This is a genomic window from Occallatibacter gabretensis (assembly GCF_001449115.1).
GTDB classification, from domain to species: Bacteria; Acidobacteriota; Terriglobia; order Terriglobales; family Acidobacteriaceae; genus Telmatobacter; species Telmatobacter gabretensis.
Genome location: NZ_LAIJ01000009.1, coordinates 309318 through 325619, shown reverse-complemented (window position 1 = coordinate 325619; position 16302 = coordinate 309318). Strand labels below are relative to the sequence as shown.

Genomic DNA, 16302 nt, shown 5'->3' with positions numbered 1-16302 from the left:
AAAGAGGCCGCTACTTCCAGCGAGTGACCGTTACGGTGGTACCCCGCCCCGTCTCGCTCTTGATGTCGAACTCGTTCATAAGCCGTTTGCTGCCGCTTAAGCCCAGCCCAAGCCCGCTACCAGTAGTGTATCCATCGCGGAGCGCCAGTTCTATATTCGCGATTCCGGGGCCCTCGTCTTCAAAAGTGAGCCGGATTCCCCTGCGGGCGCCATTTTCTACCAGCTCCACCCTCATCCTGCCCCCCTTGCCGTGCTCAAGGGTATTGCGCGCCAACTCGCTGGTTGCGGTCACAAGCTTGGTCTGATCCACCAGGCTGAATTTCAGCTCCGCTGCCCACTGCCGCGCTACCTGGCGTACGCGTACGACATCATCGGAGCCAACGATAGGGTGTACGTCACTCTTCAGAACCATCGTTCTCCTGGAGTTCGTCATCCTTCTGGATATATCCCCGCAAAAGTTCCATGCCCCGCTCCACATTGAGCGCCGTTCTGATGCCGGGAAGTGTCATACCCAGCTCCACCAGCGTGATGGCTACTGCGGGCTGCATGCCGGTAAGCACAGTCTGCGCGTCCAGCACGCGCGACATGGCCGCGATATTGGCCAACATGCGTCCTATGAAAGAATCGACAATTTCCAGGGAGGAAATATCGATGAGCACTCCTCGCGCAGCGTGTTTGGCGATCTGATCCGTCAAATCTTCCTGCAGAGAAACCGCCAGCTGGTCATGCATGTCAACCTGAATGGTCACCAGCAGGCAATCTCCCATTTTGAGGATGGGTATCCTGTCCATCGTCTATGCTTCCTCGCGCTTATTTGTGGATTTAGCAACCTGCTTGGCATTCACAACAGTCTTGCCCAGTCGAGTCAAGGCCAACGCAAATGCATCTGCCAGCTTGGCTTTGGTCTGAACATCCACCAGATCAATGCCCAGATGAACAATAGTTTGTGCGATCGCAGGCCGAATACCGCTCAGATAGCAATCCGCACCCATCAGGCGGGCCGCCGTAATCGTCTTGATGAGATGTTGCGCCACCAGCGTATCCACTGTGGGAACGCCCGTAATGTCGATAATGGCGATCTGACTGTTGGTTTCAACGATGGCCGAAAGCAGGGACTCCATCACCACCTGGGTCCTGGCGCTGTCCAGCGTTCCAATCAGCGGTAGCGCAAGGACGCCTTCCCAGAGCTTGACCACCGGAGTCGACAACTCAAGCATCTCCTCTTGCTGGCGAGAGATGACCAGATCGCGGAATTCAACGGCGTTGTTGACAGTCTCTACAGCCAGCCGATCAAGCACGGTGCCGGCCGTCAATATTTCGGTCACAAGCTTCGTGGGACTGATGCCTGCCGTGTCGCGCAATGCATTGAAAACAGGTTGTTTCAAGGAGAGAATGAAGAGCGCAGTCTCCGCCGGAGAAAAGCCCTGCTCCATTCTGGACTTGGCAATATCTTTCAGATAATCGCGGGTGCTGGAAAACGCCTCGGACATGGGGTCAGTGCTTGTTTCCGCCGCATTGGTAACCAGGCGCAGCAACTCAGTTGCTTGCTGCCGCAATTCCGCATCGCTCATCAAATCGCTGCGCCGGTTGCTGGAAGCCATCTCAGCCAGCCAGCCGGCAAGGATGCTGCTTTCGTTCTTTCGGATCACTTCATGGAATGAACTCATTGATATTCGCCCCTGTTGCACTGCAGAGCCTACTATACTGCATCGCAGCAAGATGTCTACGGCCGCGCAGTTTTGTCGATGTAGGCCGGTTTTAGCACAGTCATTCCGCAAAATGAGCACGTTTTACGATGGCGGGCGGGTGTCCGCTGCAACACGCCAAACGGGGCTGAAGAGTTCAATTCACAGGGAAATCAAGAGTCCCATTGCCGCCACCGTCATGATCAGCGCGCAGGCCCATCCAAGGATCTTCATCCCCCTGGAATTCACCTTGCTTCCCATCACTTTTCGGTCGCTTGTCAGCAGTACCACAATCACCACCAGCGGCGGAGCGAGCAGTCCATTCAAAATCGCGGACCAGAAAAGCATCTTCACCGCATTCACTCCGGCAAAATCAACCCCGATGCCCACAAGAACGGCCACGGAAATGATGGCGTAGAAGACAGGAGCCTTATGTGGTTTGGCATTCAGCGAAGCCGAACGCAGATCCATCGCGTCCGCGACTGCGTAAGCGCAGGAACCCGCCAGAACAGGAATGGCCAGGATTCCTGTTCCAACTATGCCAAAAGCAAACAGAAGATAAGCGCCCTTGCCGGCAAGCGGGCGCAGGGCTTCAGCCGCCTGTTTGGCCGTTTCAATCTGCGTTATGCCATGCGCATTCAGTGTGGCGGCAGCCGTAAGAATGATGAAATACATCACCAGGTTGGAAAGCAGCATTCCTGAGATGACGTCGGTTCTCGCCGTCCGCAGTTCGTGTGTAGTTGCTCCCTTTCTTGCTGAAACCGTTGTTTTCCCCAGTGCGCGATCTTCCTCCACCTCCTGCGCAGCCTGCCAGTAAAACAGGTACGGAGAAATGGTTGTGCCAAGCAATCCGACCAGAACGGCAAGATACTGTTTTGAAAATTCAATCCGCGGAATGAATGTCGACTTGAAAACTGCAGACCAGTTTGGGTGCGCAAGAAATGCCGTAATGAAATACGCAAACAGCACCACGGTCAGCCATTTGAAGATGTTCGCAGTTGTTCGATAAGAAGCAAAGAGCAGCAAGGCCACAATAAAGACAGCAAATATAGGAGTCCAGATATAAGCATGAATGCCGGTGATCATTTGCATGCTGTCAGCCATGCCGGCCAGGTCCGCGCTGATGTTAAAGACGTTCGCAATCACCAGCAAAATGCATATAACCCATGAAACCCACGCGGCATATCGAGTGCGGACAACGCTCCCCAGGCCGCGGCCCGTCACCATCCCCAGCCGCGCGCACATCAATTGAACCGCCGCCATCAGCGGAAAGGTGAGCAGTGCCGTCCAGAGGGTTGAATAACCAAACTGCGCGCCGGCAACTGAGTAAGTGGATATTCCAGATGGGTCATCATCTGCTGCGCCGGTAATTAAGCCGGGCCCGAGATCTTTTATATAAGTGGCAATCGTGTTTCCGGCACTCTTGGGCGGATCGCTCTTTGCGGGCATTGGCGCAGATGGAGTCACTGGTCTTACCTTCCAAAGGACATGAAAATCCCCGTTGCGTGATCCAGGAGTGACCCATTCTGTCCTTGAAAGCTCTGATGACTTCTATCTGGAATGAGTTGGCCCATATCCCATATACCGGAATCAGCGATGACTGTATCGCAATGACGAAATCGGCATTCAGCAAGCGCAGTCGCGCCTACTTCTTAGGCGGGTTCGTCGTGGGGCCGCCTACCGCAATCAGTCGCGGAACACGATCTTCGGGCTTAGGCAGCGCTGGAAACGGCGCGTGCGGTTCCGTCTGGTACCAGTACGCTACGGTGTAAAAGTTGTCTGAGCGATGATTGGCATGCCCATGCTCTATCGTCACCCGAATCGATTTTTCAAACGTGATAGGGCTTTCCGTGTGCCAGCGATACAGGCAATAGTGGCCGCCAACCTTCTCCGCGTCTTTCATATATGGCGCCCCATTGTGAGGATACGCAAATTCCTTTCCCCAAAAATCCCATGCGCCGTTGTAGTAATCCTCCGTGCCGGTGCCGTTAATCGTAGGCAGCGCGTCACCATCAATAAAAATCATGTCGTCGCCTTCACCAAACCATCCATTCTGGTTCTGGATAACGGCATGCGTCACGCCCACAAAGTGTCCACGGCCCGTGGCCTCCAGAAACACGTAGTTCCCCTCGCCGTTCAGATTTTTCTTGTCGTTCACCAAAGGGGTTCCGTTATTCACCCAATCGTTCGTCCAGCCTTTGCATGGCGCTTCCTGCCGGTACTGCGCGTGGAAGCGGCCCACGTCGTGCGGCAGGGAAGCAAGCGTCACATAGTCCATCGCAAAGTAGAAGTTGTCCGTACGGGGTGAGCCCTCGTTCGTCACTGTGATCTTCGCCGCGCTCGCAAACGGCATCTCGAAGTACGCATTCAGCGCCTTCATCGGAGCCACGGTCAGCAGCTCGGATTGATAGGTGAAATACTCGCCCAGCCCCAATCCGAAGAAATCGCCGACAGGTACCTCGATGGACGGCGTGGTCTCGCCATCCCACCACGCGCGCAGAACCAGGTTCTTCAGATGATTCGGATCCTTGGAATCGATCGTGAACCATATGTGTGTGACCACGCCCGCGCCCGTCACATCGAGCAGCGTCAACGACTGCCCCGGCTCTATACGCCTCGCGTCTCCATTGCCGCCGCTGCGATCCCAACTCGACGAGCGCCGCGTCTTGTAACTCCGCAACCTTGAAAGCGAGAGCATATCTTCGGCAGCTTCATTCTTCTCGCTCGCAGCCGTACCCTCAGCCGCGCCCTCAGCCATACCAGGTGCGGCATTCAAACCAAGCATCGCGCCGGCGGCTGCCATCGTGCCTAACAACCTGCGCCGTGTCGGCGTGTTGCGCAGATCACTCCCCAAATCACTCATAGCCCGGTTTCCTCGCAAGCTCATTTAAGCCGCCAAAAATCAAGCAGCGCAAAACACGAGCCATCATATCCCAACGGGAAGCGCGCGCCGCACAGCCATATACAGGTTTTTGTTTTTAGAGAAAACTCAGCGCGCGCCCACCACTGGCATCACGCGTGTATGAATCTTCGTAGTCGATTCCTCAGTTGCGGCAAGCCTCCGCACCGTCAGCACCGTAATATCGTCTTCCTGGCCAAATTCCACAGCCATCTCGGTCGCCTGCGCCGCATCCGTCTTCACGGCAAACATCTCCTTCAATCGCTCAAAGCCGAACAACTCACCCTTGTGCGTGCGCGCCTCCAGCAATCCGTCCGTGTAGAGCGCCAGGTGATCGCCTTCACGCAGGTCGACTGCCGCTTCTTCATACTGCGTCTCCGCCAGAATCCCGAGCGGTAGTGAGCCGTTCATCTCAATCTCGCTGCCATTCAGCATCGGAGCCATGTGTCCCGCGCTCGCCACAGTGCAGCGTCCGCTTGCGGAAAGCCGCATGATCACGCACGTCGCAAAGCCGCCGTTCATTCGCCCATGCAGTTGCGCGTTCAGAGCGGCAAGAATCTCGCCGGGCTTGTAACTGGTCTTGGCCAGCGCGCGCGCCGCGCCCACAATCAGCGATACCGTCATCGCGGCCTTCAGTCCCTTGCCGCTCACATCGCCAATCATCACCAGCATGGAGCCCGCAAAGTGGCCCTCCAGCGGAATCATCTGGAAGAAGTCGCCGCCCACCTCTTCCGCCGGGCGATACGCGCTTGTCACGCCATAGCCGCGCAGCATCGGCAGAGTTTCCGGAATCAGCACCTGCTGCAACTCGCGTGCGCTCTGGAACTCGCGTTCCAAGGCGCTCTGTTTCTGTGCCGTCTCGCGGACTGCCTGATACAAGGCATTCACAATGGCCGCGAGCAGCAACGTGCCGGCCAGTACTGAAGGCGTAAAGCTGTTGCCATTCAGCGTAAACAAGGGGTCACTTAGCTTCTCGCCGAAATGCCAGTTGGTAAACCGGCTGCCCTGTTCAAAGGCGATGCGCAGCTCGCTCAGCAGCGCATCAATAGTGACAGCAATGGCGAGGAACCACCGCGCCCCATCCAGCCGCCGCTTCAACGCAAAGAAAATCAGTACGAGCGGGTAAATCTCGGTAATGGTAACGATGGCCGTGAAGAACCCATCCGCTCCCTGCACCCATGGCGCCACCATCGGGTGGCTCCAATCCAGAACCGCTAAGCCTGCCTCCACCACAAACGCGGCTAAATCCACAATCGCCAGATAGCGGGTAAAGCGCGCCAGCTTCGGTGCTCGGTCCAGTCGGAACAGGAACAGCAGCATGTACCATAAGCCCACATCCTGCGCGCCGAGAACGAGCTGGATAGCGCCCAGCTCCGTGGGCTCGTGGATTGCCAGCCTGAGCATCTCAAGCAGCAGAGTTGCCACATGGGCGCCGCAATACGCTGCCACTGCCAGCAGCACCCATTGCCGCCGGTTGCGCAGCCACATCCAAATGCCGAGCAATGCAATGAGCCCATACAGCAGATTGAGTCCAAACCGGAACTGCTGGCTGCGCAGCCACGCGTAGTCGTCCACTGTTTTGGCCGCCGCAATCGCCTCAATCCCGCCAACCAGCGGCACCGCTTCAAAGCCGCCAATCTCTGCCCCGTCAAACGACTGTAGCGGAGCCTTCCACACCCGCACAGCGAGCACCCCATCGCGCGCCGCGCCAATTCCGAATGTATGTTGAGGCCCCAGGTAGACGTATTTCGGGTGCGGGGGAAACCCTCCGTTCCTGCCCACCAGCTGCCCGTTCCAGTAGATCTCGTACACATCGTCGATCTGTGGAATCAACACAGCGAAATTGCCGTCTGTGCCTGCAGCAGGCGTCAGGTGCAGATGCTTGCGGTACCAGCCGTAGCCCGCGTAAGCAGGATGCCCCTGCGCGCCCCACGAGGAGTCGGCGGTCAACTGCTCCCATCCGTCCACGCCCGTTGCATCCGGCGCATCCGGCCGCGCCCATGCCGCGTTGTCGCCAATATGAAACTGCCACTTGCCGCCAATCGGCGCAGTACCTTTGCCCAGAGCCTCAATGCTCAGCACAGAACTCGACGGCACACTCGACGCAGTAGGCACTGCAGGAGCCGAGTGCGCAAACACACCAAGGCAGAGTAATCCCATTACAGGGAGAAAACAGCGCAGTAACCGGAGCATGTCAGCAAGCATACCTTTCCGCTGCCGCACGCGAAAGCATGAAATGCAGAAGTATCCCCATCATTCAGCAGCGGCGGCTCACTGCTCTCCGCCATCTAAAATCAAATCGGAATGACCCATCTCGCCGCTTTTGTCTTCTCACCATCCGCATTCCTCAACTGGGGCCTAATCTGGCTCGCAGTCGCGGCATTTCTCGGCGGAGCCCTCAATGCAGTCGCCGGCGGCGGTTCCTTCCTGCTCTTTCCCGCTCTGCTCGGCACCGGCATCCCTCCCGTGCAGGCCAACGCCACCAACACTGTCGCGCTATGGCCCGGCCAGCTCACCTCTATCGCCGCTTACCGGCACGATGTGCGCAAACATTTGCGGCTGGCAATCCTCATGGGCATCGGCGGCCTCGTCGGCGGCACCATCGGCGCAATCGTACTGCTCAACACGCCGCAGCAGACCTTCCTGCATCTCGTCCCATGGCTCCTGCTCATCTCCGCTACGATCTTCGCCGCCAGCGGCCCGGTCACGCGCTTACTCGATAAGAGAAAAGGCAAGACCTTAGGAGCCAAACCCGATCCGCCGCGCCTTCTTCTTTTCCTCCTCACCGCCATCGTCTGCTTTTACATCGGCTACTTCGGCGCAGGCGCAGGCTTCCTCATCATCACCCTACTCTCAGTCTTCGGCATGGAAGACATGAATGAGATCAATGCGCTCAAGGTCGTCTCCACCACCATGGCCAACGGCGTCGCCTTCGTCATCTTCGTCGTCGGCCGTCAGGTCGAGTGGCGCTATTGCCTCCTCGCCATGGTCGCCGCAGCCATCGGCGGCTACTCCTCCGCCAGCCTCGCCCGCTTCGTTCCACCCAGGGTGCTCCGCGCGTCCGTTATCATCATCGGCTTCGGCATGGCCGCATGGTTCTTCTGGAAAAACAGCGGAAAGTAAAAGTAAGTGACTGGTGCTGATGTATAGCCCCGAATAAACGGAACTTTCTGTTCACAGACATCGTAGGCACCATACAACGGAGGCGCCTGCCATGCTTTTGAAATACTTTTTCTCCTGTCTGCTTGCGGCTGCTGTACTGCCGGCCATCAGCCAAACTTCTATTCCTTCACCAGCGGGAAAGTGGTCAGGTGTCTTCGACATGGTCCACGCAGACGGCACCGTCGATCCGGACCGCGCCTTTCTTGAACTCAAGTTGGAGAATGGAACGCTCTCAGGCAGCGCCGGCAGTGCTCCAAACCAGATGTCGCCTATAACGAACGCTCACGTGGACGGACCGAATGTGAGTTTCGATGTTGCCGCGAGTGCAGGCAGCGCCGTGCACTTTGACCTCAAGCTTGCAGGCGACCATCTCAGTGGCAGCGTTACAGGAATCCCCACCGATCCCGGCACGCAAATCGTAGTTGATACGCGCCGCGCCGACGCAGAATGGAAGACACCAGAGCCTGTGCCGCACGCCCCCGATCAGCTTTTTGCCAATGTAGCGGCTCTCGACAAGCAGTTATTTGATGCCTACAACTCCTGCGATCTTGCCACCATGAGTAAGCTGGTAGCCGACGACCTTGAGTTCTATCACGACAAGACAGGCCTGGCCGTTGGCAAAGCCCCCTTTCTTGAGGCAATTCAAAACAACATCTGCGGCAAAGTGCATCGCGAGCTTACGCCCGGGACATTAGAGGTCCATCCTCTGGCGCACTATGGCGCTGTCGAAATCGGGATGCATCGCTTCACCCATCCGAATCAACCATCGGAAGGCGATGGCCAGGCTAAATTCATCACTGTATGGCGTTATCGCGATGGCGCATGGCAGCTGACACGAGCCATCAGTTACGACCACGAGGCCGCTCCTGATCAAGCCAAACAGTGAGCAATGTAACCTCATCCAAAACGTTCGCAAAGTCGATAGCAGGCTCCAGTCCCTTAAAATAGGTACATGAGCCACGAAGGAATCCGCTTCGTCAGCGCCGAAGATCAGGCGCGCATCGAAGCGGCACAGAAGCCGCTGAGCCGCACCGCCATGACGCCCGCAAGGGTACGCGTGCTCATCACCGAAGGCCGCGGTCTCGAAATCGACTGGGCCGACGGCCATAAGAGCGCATGGGATTTCAAATGGCTTCGTAATGCCTGCCCCTGCGCCACCTGCATTGACGAGCGCGCCAAAGAAGGCCGCATCGCCGGCCAGCCCAAAGCCGCAAAAGGCGACCTGCTCCCCATGTACACGCCGCCCGCCAAACCTAACAGCGCGCAGGCCGTCGGCCGCTACGCCATCCAGCTCAACTGGCAGGACGGCCACTCCTCTGGCATTTACTCATGGGAATATCTCCGCCGTCACTGCCACTGCGGCGAGTGCCAACTAGCCGCCACCAAACTCACCGGCGCGCCCAACTAGCGCAACACCGGCCAATGGGTGCCCCAGGTCTCGCTTTTGAGACCTGGGATCGCAACCCTCTTCCGCTCAGTACTTCATCGCTTTCAGATCCGCAATCATCCCCGGGCCAGTCGGATTCCACCCCAGCCTCTGCCGCGTCAGCTCGCTGGTAGCCGGCATATCCAGCCCCGCAAACATCGCCATCCAGCCAAAATGCGCCTGTGCCTCTTCCGGCGAAATGCTCACCACGGGCACCTTCAGCCCCTCGCCAAGCACCTCGGCAATCTCCCGCATGGTCACACCCTCTTCCGCCACGGCATGATATTTGCGGCCCGTTTCGCCCTTGTCTTGTTCCATTTTCTCCAGCGCAAGCCGGTAGAGATGGGCAACATCCAGAACATGCGCCGCGGGCCAGCGATTCAGCCCTTCGCCTACATACGCCGAGACACCCTTCTCCCGGGCAATCTGAACGACGTAGGTAATAAGCCCCTGCTTCACTGGATCATGAACCTGGGGAAGCCGCATCGTAGAGGCGCGGATGCCGCGCTGCGCCAGCGCATCCGTTGCCGCCTCGGACTCGCGCGGAAGGCGCGGTGAGGGCTGATCGTCTTCCGTGGCAGAGCGGCCATCGGCCATCAGCGCCAACCCGCCCGTCGTCAGCAGCGGCTTTTCCGTACCGGCCAGCACTTCGCCAATCGCCTCGATAGCTGCCTTGTCGATGGCGCAGTTTTCCGCAAATTTCGAAAAGTCATGAATGAAGGCCAGATGGACCACGGCATCGGACTTTTCCGCCCCGGCCCGCAGACTGGCCAGGTCTGTAAGGTCTCCGCGGAGCACCTCAACGCCGGCCTCAGTAAGTTTCTTGGCATTGGCGTCATTGCGTGCGAGGCCAAGCACACTATGCCCCGCGCTGAGCAGCTCAGGAACGAGGACGGAGCCGATAAATCCCGCAGCACCTGTAACAAAAACACGCATGATTGCATCTCCTGTAAAAGCCGCTTCTGCAGCCTCACTATCAGCAAAATAGTCCTCAAACGGCGTACGATCTATACTTGGAAATCCGTAATACCTTCGCAATCGTCCAGGCCGGATAGGAATCATCTCTCGCTAGGAGTCATATATAGATGCAGCCGCTGACGGACGTACTCGACCCACTCTCCGACGTTCTCTCGCTCCTCAAGCCCCACACCTACGTCGCCGGCGGCTTTGACGTCGGCGGAAAACTCTCCATCCAGTTTCCCCGCCATGACGGCATCAAGTGCTACGCCGTCGTCTCCGGCCAGTGCTGGCTGGTCGTTGAAGGTGTCCATGAGCCAGTTCGCCTCGCCGCCGGCGACTGCTTTCTGCTCCCGCATGGCCGGCCTTTTTGCCTTGCCACAGATCTTTCCACGCCACCCACGGACTTCCGCACCTTGCTCGCCTGCAAACCCAGGCTGACCGACGGCCGTCTCGCCATCATCAACGGCGGAGGAGAGTGCTGCATCGTCGGCGGCCACTTCGCCTTCACCGGCGGTCACGCCCGCATCCTCCTCGATGTCCTTCCCACCATCGCGCACATCCGCCATGAGTCGGACAAATCCGCCATGCGCTGGTCGCTCGAACGCATGCGCCAGGAGCTCAGCGATCCGCGCCCCGGCAGTTTCCTCGTCGTCCAGCATCTCGCCCACATGATGCTTGTGCAGGCCCTGCGCCTTCACATCGCAGATGCCTCCCACACCGCTTCCGAATCCGGTCCTGATAACAGAGTTGGCTGGCTTTCCGCTCTCGCCGACCCGCAGATCGGCGCAGCCATCCAGGCCATGCACTCAAGCCCAGCCCGCCACTGGACCCTCCAGGACCTGGCCGAAGAAGCAGGCATGTCGCGCTCCAGCTTCGCCCAGCGCTTCAAAGAGACCGTAGGCAGCTCACCCATGGAATACCTCGCCCGCTGGCGCATGCTCGTCGCCGCAGACAAGCTCGCCAACACGCGCAACTCCATCTCAGAAATCGCGCTCTCCCTGGGCTACGAATCCGAAAGCGCCTTCAGCACAGCCTTTAAAAGAACCATGGGCTGCTCCCCCCGCCAATACGCCCGAGGCTGCCCGCCCACCTCCAAAAGCGTTCCGCAACTCACCCCACAGCCGGAACTGGTTGCCGGGTATTGATCGCAGCGCTCCGCAGCAGCCACACCGCACCGCACTTAGCAAACATCGCTGTGCACGTTCTCGCCGGCGTAACTGCAATCATCTGCGGAAAGTATTAGGGACGCCAATAGTTGTTGGCCGCGGCGATTGTTTGAAACTCTATTGCTATGACTTGGCTTGCTCTCATCAGGCTATCCGGATTTGTTGCGTAGATCGGTCGCCCTGCCTTCAGCACATCCAGGTCCGGCTGAATGTTGTGAATCGAGTGACGCGCCAACGTGATTGCAAGGGCACGCCCTGCCTCGCTGTCGCTGTTATCAATGTGCCACCGGGAATCAGAATTAGTTCTGTGTCAGGTACGCGATTCATGGGCATTCTCCTTATCACTGTGTGGCGAAGAAGCTTTGGCCCTCCTCTACCAATGTTTGGTACCTAACAACTGCGTCTCTCGTGCGGCCTCATCACAATAGGTTGGCTACCTGTAATACGATCTTGCCGAGTCAAGTAGATTATGCGCTAGCGCCTTCTCGCACACGTGAATATCTTCACTCTGAAAGCGAGATTCGATGGGCGCGAATCCCGTTAGGAAGCTGGATCGCGGTAAACGCGGCGTCAGCGATATCCGGTGCAGGTCCACGCGCAACCAGCGGAACACCCACCCGGATGCGAAGCGTCGCTGTGGGATCGGGAGCCGCGTCCTTGCCCGCGGGGGCAACCGCTTGGCGACCGCTCTCCGTCAGCTTGCCGCAGCGGTACACACTATCGGCGTCAACCGTCTTCGACCAGGGGTCAGAGTCCCACGAGAAATAGTCGATGCCCGCAAGCCGGTGTTCGGCTGCAAACTGGTCGAAGTCATGACGCACTTCTTCGATGAGAAGCGTGCGGCCTGCTTCGTTCCCCGGACAAGAGACATCGGTATTGGGAAAGCCCCACTCCGTGATCCAGCAGGGCTTTCCATCCGATGAGCCGTTGGTGCGGCACGCGGCCAGATCAATGGTGGTGAGACGGGCTAGCCGTTGGGCTGCCGCCGCCGGGTTCCCTGGCTGCCCGCTCGACGGATAGCTGTGGATTCCATAATCGTCAACAAGGGCGTCGAGCCCGTGCGCGCGAAGGAAAGTCATCGTCGCCGCGAGTCCAACCATATCTTCCTTCTTGTTGTTATAGAGCTTGTCGCCATCCTTCGCGTCCACCATACCGGCGGAGATGATCGGTGTGGTGTGGTTCAGCCGGGAGTGATCGCGCACCTCCTTGAGCACGGCGAGGATCTTGATGTACTGAAGAAAACCTTTGGCAATCTCCTTGCCCTCCGGATCGTGATCCATATCCTGCAGGCTCAGGATTTTGCCTTCGCCTGGAAGTGGAAACTCAGGATTGAATGCCGCCCAGTTGATCTCATTGCCAAGCTCCACGCCCGCAAGTTGCAGATTGCCGGCGTCCAGACTGTCGAAGAGCTTTTGAAAGGCGGCTTTTGAGAGAGCGGGATCGGCATACGAGAGCGGATGCCCACCCCACATCTGCGGAAACTGTTCAGGCTGGTAAGGTCGGGATGGTGCACCCGTAGCGTACTCCGGGCTGATGATCAACTGGATGCGAATGCCGTGAGCCGCGGCCCGTTTGGCAAAGTCAATCCCCTTGTCGTCATTCGAGATGCCACAGCGAATCACGTGAACGCCGGCTGCCTTGAGCTGGTCAAGCAGAGCGTTCTGATTGGTCACGCTGGCACGCAAGGGATTGACGGCATTCACCCCTACGGCCATCTCCTGGGCGCAGGCACAGACCCCGGCCAGGAACAAGATTGTTCCCAGAAATACGGCAAGTAATCCACGCTGGCTTATCCCGTGCATTCGATTCTCCCCGAAAGATGCAGGTGCGAAGATCGTAGCGGTCGCCGCACTCCGGCATCCCGTACAAACACAGATCAGTCACTGGAGTTTTGCTAGGACGATAAAGATAGAACGAGAACCCACACCGTCAGCATAACGGACAAACAATTCCAGTCATGGCGGAATCTCGATGAGTGATATTTTGTCAGCCGCTCATCGGGCAAGGAGGATCACTTCTGCCGGGTGCCCCATTCATCGCGGGTTCTTTGCGCGACGGGTGGGATATTTACGGCGACTGGAGTGCGGCTGGATTGAGAGAAAACAGGACTCAGGACTGATCGTTAGCTCAATGGCTTTTTCTTCCGCCGTCGAACGTCTTCCGCTCGCGCCGAATGTTCGTTCCGAACGGACTTGGCGCGACTGCGAAAGTTGCTCAGGAACGCCTCTACACCTCGCTCCAATCCGCCTTTGGGCCCGGATGCTCCGAACGCGCCGGAATGTTCCAGAGTGGCGTATCCATGCAGAAAGGCCCAGGTAGCAACAGCAGCAGAGGTGTCGTCCGGCTGCCCGGAGACGCCGCTTGCGGCCTCCAGCAGAAGGTTCCAGACGGCTTTGCCCGCTCTTGACCCATATCTTTCGGGACGGTCCTGCACGACAAACGCGTAGAGCGGGAATCGCTCCCGCGCAAAGCGCAGATATGCATCCGCCACTCTTCTAAACTTGGTGTCCGGATCAGCGCTTGCGGACGCAGTCTGGAACTCGACCAGCATCACGTTCAGTATCTCCGCGGCGACCGCTAACTCCAGCGCTTCCTTATCCGGGAAGTAGCGATACAAACTCGGCGCCTTGACGTCCAGCGCCGCCGCAACGGCTCTTAGCGAGAGCCCGTCGGCGTCTCCATGTTCCACCAGGTGCACAGCTGTTTTCAGGATCTCTTCTGACGAAAGAAGTTTGGGATAAGCCATTACTTACATTGTAAGGCTTGACAATTCCACAATGAAAGCTTACGGTGTAAGTTATTAGCTTGTTCGCAACCTCAGGGACAGCATCCAGCATGCCAACGAAGTGATACGCAATAGAGGAGACAACCAGTGGAAACCACGATCAGAAAAGTACTCGTTCCCCATTTCGGAGATGAAAGTGTTCTACAGGTCACCCAGGCAAACATCGCCAGTCCGCAGGCGGGTGAGGTGCAGGTGCAGATACTGCATTCCGTCGTCGCGGGTGCAGATGTCAACATGCGGCGCGGCACATATCCGTTTCAGAAGAAGGCGCCCTTGACGCCGGGCTACAGCATGATCGGCAAAGTTCTGGACAACGGTGCGGGCTGCACGAAATTTGCGCCGGGGACCCTGGTCGCTTGCCTCACCAAATATGGAGCGCAGGCAGAGCGGATGAACCTCCCGGAGAAGTTTCTCGTACCGGTACCGCAGGGTCTGGACCTTCGGCAAGCTACAGCGCTGATTCTTGACTGGGTGACTGCCTACGAAATGCTGGAGCACAGCGCCAAAGTAACGCGCGGCCAGCGCATCTTCGTTCATGGGCTCAGCGGTGCGGTGGGCACGGCGCTTCTCCAGCTCGCGCAGTTGCGCGGCGCAGTAGTGTTCGGAACCGCTTCGGCCAGCAAGCATGCGGAACTCAGCGCAAGCGGAGCCGTCGTGTTCGACTACAAACAAAAAGAATGGATTCGCGAGATGCAGCGTATGGGAGGCGTGGATTCTGTGTTCGATCCGCTCGGATATCAGAGCTTTGATGAGAGCTACTCCATTCTGCGCAAGGGCGGCCTTCTGGTGGGCTATGGCCAGAACCTGCCTGCTCTGACGAACACGCCCCGGACTGCGCCGGTGCCCATGGTCCTTAAGCTGCTGGCCCGCAATCTGGCTTTCTGGTCGGGTAAGCGGACGACATTCTTTGGCTTAAGCAGGGACTCCAAACACTTCGCTCCGGATCTGGCGCTGCTCTTCAACTGGCTTGCAGAGAAACGTATCCGGGTGCCCATCAAGGCGGTATTTGCGCTGGCTGACGTTCAGGAAGCGCACCGCATGTATGCGCGAGGGAGCGGAGTCGGCTCGATTGTGCTCGATGTGTCTTCGCACTAGCTCTACATTAGATTGTAGAAACGTAGCTGCCAATTTTGGAGACTTGCATGCCCTTGCTGCATAGAACCACCCGTTTTATTGCCCAAAGGCTTTACGCCATCACGTTTCTTTCCGCAATCGGATGTACTTCTCTCGCTTCCGCACAGGCGACAGCTCCATCACCGGCCGTTATTGAACATCCAGTACCGCAGCAGTCAGGTGTCAATCAAAAGGTTCATCTCGCAAGCGACCGTTCAACCATGCCGCTTGTGCTGGTCAAGGGATACCCATTTCTCGAAGGCGAGGTCAACGGCATCAAGGGCAAGCTGCTGTTTGATGTCGGCGAAGAGGAGTCTTTCGCACTGAACACCCATCGGGTTACGCCGCCCGATGGTAAGGTGATCGGCCATGGGTTCTTTGGTTCTGGCCAGACGTTTACGGTGTCCCGTTTCCCACTCGTCGACGATCTGAAACTTGCGGATGGGCCGGACTATACAGCCATACCGAATGTGCGCGGCAGCTCCGGCCAGCAGCTGGAAGATAACATTACGCCGGACTTCATCGGGTGGATCGGCATTGCCTTCTTTGACGGCTACGTCATAAAGCTGGACTACCAGCATCCCAGCGTCACCTTCTACAGAAACGATGCGGCCAGCGCAGGCAAGCAGGCCGCACTGAAGGGAGAAAAGGTGCTGCAGGTCATCCACTTTGACTTCGCCGGCCATCGCAACCTGCTCGCGTTCCCGGTGAAACTCGGCAACTTGCCGTTCATAGCAAACCTCGATACCGGAAGCCACGACACGGTTTGGCTAACTCCGGAGCTGATCAAAACAATGAAGGCGGCGGGCACACTGCACTGCACAACGGATGAGTGCAAGCTGTCCAGTGTATCGATCGACAATCACGTCATCTCGCTGAGATCGCACACTGACCTCATCGAAGGGAAGGCCGCTGTTAGCGAAAAGATGGGCCACGCGAATGACAACATCATGACGCTGGGATACGAGTTTCTGAGTAAGTTCAAGACAGTATGGAATTATCAGGACCAGACGCTGACCTTGCTCAGCAAGGATGGTCCGGAGTAAGCCAGGACGTAAGTCAGGATCGATGTGCGAATCCGGCAGGCAGATGGACCAGCGGCTATA

At 57.8% G+C, this 16302-nt stretch carries 16 protein-coding genes; 6 read left to right on the top strand and 10 right to left on the bottom strand.

The window, feature by feature from the left end:
* Positions 1-10: 10 nt before the first annotated feature.
* The 6 genes from VO84_RS07705 to VO84_RS07680 form a co-directional block, all read right to left on the bottom strand.
* Positions 11-412, bottom strand: a complete 402-nt coding sequence (locus VO84_RS07705) for an anti-sigma regulatory factor (RefSeq protein WP_058187043.1) — start codon at positions 410-412, stop codon at positions 11-13.
* A complete protein-coding gene (locus tag VO84_RS07700) occupies positions 396-791 on the bottom strand; it encodes an STAS domain-containing protein (RefSeq protein ID WP_058187041.1) in 396 nt (131 codons plus the stop codon). The genes VO84_RS07705 and VO84_RS07700 overlap by 17 nt, the downstream gene beginning before the upstream one ends.
* A gap of 3 nt (positions 792-794) precedes the next feature.
* The gene (locus VO84_RS07695; protein ID WP_058187039.1) at positions 795-1667 is read right to left on the bottom strand and encodes an STAS domain-containing protein; all 873 of its coding nucleotides are present in this window, start codon (positions 1665-1667) and stop codon (positions 795-797) included.
* Between the two features lie 180 nt (positions 1668-1847).
* Complete coding sequence (locus tag VO84_RS07690) at positions 1848-3134, bottom strand: Nramp family divalent metal transporter (RefSeq protein ID WP_082661823.1); 1287 nt, start codon at positions 3132-3134, stop codon at positions 1848-1850.
* Between the two features lie 196 nt (positions 3135-3330).
* Entirely contained in the window at positions 3331-4548 is a 1218-nt protein-coding gene (locus VO84_RS07685) for a glycoside hydrolase family 172 protein (protein ID WP_197413951.1), read from the bottom strand.
* Between the two features lie 126 nt (positions 4549-4674).
* The gene (locus tag VO84_RS07680; protein ID WP_197413950.1) at positions 4675-6744 is read right to left on the bottom strand and encodes a PP2C family protein-serine/threonine phosphatase; all 2070 of its coding nucleotides are present in this window, start codon (positions 6742-6744) and stop codon (positions 4675-4677) included.
* A gap of 144 nt (positions 6745-6888) precedes the next feature.
* Between VO84_RS07680 and VO84_RS07675 the strand changes: the two genes are divergently transcribed.
* From VO84_RS07675 to VO84_RS07665, 3 genes are all read left to right on the top strand, one after another.
* A complete protein-coding gene (locus VO84_RS07675; protein ID WP_058187033.1) occupies positions 6889-7707 on the top strand; it encodes a sulfite exporter TauE/SafE family protein in 819 nt (272 codons plus the stop codon).
* Between the two features lie 91 nt (positions 7708-7798).
* Entirely contained in the window at positions 7799-8632 is an 834-nt protein-coding gene (locus VO84_RS07670; protein ID WP_058187031.1) for a nuclear transport factor 2 family protein, read from the top strand.
* A 66-nt stretch (positions 8633-8698) separates the two neighbouring features.
* Positions 8699-9154: a gamma-butyrobetaine hydroxylase-like domain-containing protein gene (locus tag VO84_RS07665; protein ID WP_058187029.1), complete on the top strand. Its 456-nt coding sequence runs from the start codon at positions 8699-8701 to the stop codon at positions 9152-9154.
* 66 nt (positions 9155-9220) lie between these two features.
* Here VO84_RS07665 and VO84_RS07660 read toward each other — a convergent pair whose 3' ends face one another.
* Positions 9221-10108, bottom strand: a complete 888-nt coding sequence (locus VO84_RS07660) for an SDR family oxidoreductase (RefSeq protein WP_058187027.1) — start codon at positions 10106-10108, stop codon at positions 9221-9223.
* 149 nt (positions 10109-10257) lie between these two features.
* On the opposite strand from VO84_RS07660, the gene VO84_RS07655 reads away from it, so the two are divergent.
* Positions 10258-11277 carry an AraC family transcriptional regulator gene (locus tag VO84_RS07655; protein WP_058187025.1) on the top strand — a complete coding sequence of 340 codons (1020 nt, stop codon included), beginning with the start codon at positions 10258-10260 and terminating at the stop codon, positions 11275-11277.
* Positions 11278-11371: 94 nt separating this feature from the next.
* On the opposite strand, the gene VO84_RS23300 is transcribed toward VO84_RS07655, so the two are convergent.
* The 3 genes from VO84_RS23300 to VO84_RS07645 form a co-directional block, all read right to left on the bottom strand.
* Positions 11372-11578, bottom strand: a complete 207-nt coding sequence (locus VO84_RS23300; protein ID WP_408033310.1) for a hexameric tyrosine-coordinated heme protein — start codon at positions 11576-11578, stop codon at positions 11372-11374.
* A gap of 223 nt (positions 11579-11801) precedes the next feature.
* On the bottom strand, positions 11802-13100 hold the full coding sequence (locus VO84_RS07650; protein WP_058187023.1) for a hypothetical protein: 1299 nt from the start codon (positions 13098-13100) through the stop codon (positions 11802-11804).
* Positions 13101-13420: 320 nt separating this feature from the next.
* Complete coding sequence (locus VO84_RS07645; RefSeq protein ID WP_058187021.1) at positions 13421-14044, bottom strand: TetR/AcrR family transcriptional regulator; 624 nt, start codon at positions 14042-14044, stop codon at positions 13421-13423.
* Positions 14045-14170: 126 nt separating this feature from the next.
* On the opposite strand from VO84_RS07645, the gene VO84_RS07640 reads away from it, so the two are divergent.
* Together VO84_RS07640 and VO84_RS07635 are read left to right on the top strand one after the other, a co-directional pair.
* On the top strand, positions 14171-15178 hold the full coding sequence (locus VO84_RS07640; protein ID WP_058187019.1) for a medium chain dehydrogenase/reductase family protein: 1008 nt from the start codon (positions 14171-14173) through the stop codon (positions 15176-15178).
* 47 nt (positions 15179-15225) lie between these two features.
* Entirely contained in the window at positions 15226-16242 is a 1017-nt protein-coding gene (locus VO84_RS07635; protein WP_058187017.1) for a hypothetical protein, read from the top strand.
* Positions 16243-16302 lie beyond the last annotated feature (60 nt).